At 48.7% G+C, this 306-nt stretch carries 1 protein-coding gene; it reads left to right on the top strand.

All coding sequences use genetic code 11. The features are described from left to right. A partial coding sequence (locus CE491_RS00050) for an IS3 family transposase (RefSeq protein WP_199884900.1) occupies positions 1–288 on the top strand: 288 nt, incomplete at its 5' end. Between the last annotated feature and the right edge of the window lie 18 nt (positions 289–306).

The raw sequence follows: 306 nt of genomic DNA, 5'->3' as shown, positions 1-306 counted from the left end.
CAGTTCAGTAGCTCAGACTGGCAAAGCTTCTTGAAGGCCAACAATGTAATCAGCAGCATGAGTCGGCGAGGAAACTGCCACGACAATGCCGTAGCCGAGAGCTTTTTCCAGCTTTTGAAGCGGGAGCGAATTCGACGAAAGATCTACACAACGCGTGAAGACGCCCGAAGTGATATTTTCGATTACATCGAAATGTTCTATAACCCTAAACGCCGGCACAGCAGTGCTATGCAGCTGTCTCCAGTAGAGTATGAGAAACGCTATTTCCTGAGCTTGGAGAGTGTCTAGAAAATCCGGGGCGATTCA

It is taken from the genome of Pseudomonas bohemica, assembly GCF_002934685.1.
Lineage (GTDB): Bacteria > Pseudomonadota > Gammaproteobacteria > Pseudomonadales > Pseudomonadaceae > Aquipseudomonas > Aquipseudomonas bohemica.
Note: the sequence above shows the minus strand (reverse complement) of the source record. Positions and strands in the feature narration are given on the sequence as shown.